Below are 913 nucleotides of genomic sequence, written 5' to 3'. Positions count from 1 at the left end.
TGTCATAAGGCGCTTGAGCATCGACTTGCGCTAGTCGTTGAGCTTTTTCTTCTTCGCTCAAGCCTTCCTCAGCTTCTACACTTAGTCTAGCCAGAGTATATTGATCATAAGCCTCTTCTGAGGCATAAAATGCCTCGTAGACCTCTGCATCCAAATATTGCGCACGCATTTCTGACTGAGCATTTAGCTGCTCACTTAACAAAGCGACATAACGACCTTTATCGGCCATTAACTCTCCGCTCTCCATCATGCCTTTAATTGACTCTGAGCGACTGAGTTCATAGTCATACAGCGCTTGCTTTAGTGAGATATACTGAGCCAAGATCTGTTTTGACTGAGTCAGTGCAGGCTCCTGCAAATAGTAACTCAAGTATTCATCAATTCTAGCCAGCACGATATCCAACTCTTCTTCCTCAATGGTCGAAAGGAAGTAATCAAACACTCTTTTGATATCGCTGGAGATACGTAAGTTACCCTGGTCATCCACCTGCAGACTTTGCTGCATTTGAGTCCCTTGAAGCGAGTCAGGCAATGTACCTAGTCGACTCTCGTATGCAAGGGCATTGATAAGCTGAACACCTTCAGCCTGATCACTCGCCAATGGCCGATCCTCAAGCTGAGATAACCTGCTGCCTTGATTCAGACTGAGGAGACTAGTATGAGCCGCCCCCCCTTCATCAAATACAAAAGTACTTACAATCATCGCCAATGCTGCTACGCCAGCACCGCCCAATAGAAAGCTTCTCTTAACTAGTTTGGTTTGATGAGTCATTGACAAGCGATACCTTATGTTCTTGGAAAGTTAGAAGTTCTACTAGCTGCTGAAAACAGCTCCCCTAAAAGCATAGAGGAGCTGTAAAAGGCTTATAGTCCAGCAGACTTCAAGCGTGATGCCTGATTCTTATATAAAGTT

At 44.9% G+C, this 913-nt stretch carries 1 protein-coding gene; it reads right to left on the bottom strand.

Annotated features, from left to right (window positions below; all coding sequences use genetic code 11):
* A partial coding sequence (locus tag A3729_RS02055) for a lipase secretion chaperone (RefSeq protein WP_197475484.1) occupies window positions 1–772 on the bottom strand: 772 nt, incomplete at its 3' end.
* Between the last annotated feature and the right edge of the window lie 141 nt (window positions 773–913).

Source organism: Oleiphilus sp. HI0043 (assembly GCF_001634935.1).
The sequence above is the reverse complement of the archived record's forward strand: the minus strand, read 5'-3'. Positions and strand labels throughout refer to the sequence as shown.